The organism is Bradyrhizobium sp. Kon69, assembly GCF_055807515.1.
This window is the reverse complement of sequence record NZ_JBVVOS010000565.1, coordinates 1-238: the sequence shown is the minus strand read 5'-3', so window position 1 is coordinate 238 and position 238 is coordinate 1. Positions and strand designations below refer to the sequence as shown.

General features: G+C 63.9%; 1 protein-coding gene. It reads left to right on the top strand.

What is annotated here, in order from left to right:
• Positions 1 to 196, top strand: a 196-nt coding sequence (locus AC0L3U_RS40170; protein ID WP_473365237.1) for an ATP-binding cassette domain-containing protein, incomplete at its 5' end; no start/stop codon positions are given.
• Positions 197 to 238: the final 42 nt, after the last annotated feature.

Here is a 238-nt window from a genome sequence, read left to right as displayed (position 1 = left end):
CCTGGCCGAGCGCGCCGATGAGTGGCCGGCGGCGTTGTCCGGTGGCCAGAAGCAACGCGTCGCCCTGGCCCGCGCCTTGATTCACCAGCCGCGTCTGCTGTTGCTTGACGAACCGCTGGGTGCGCTGGATGCCCTGACACGGATCGAGATGCAGCAACTGATCGAAAACCTTTGGCAATCGCCACGGCTTCACTGACGTCATGGGTGACCAGCAGCACGGTAAAGCCGTGTTTCTGCC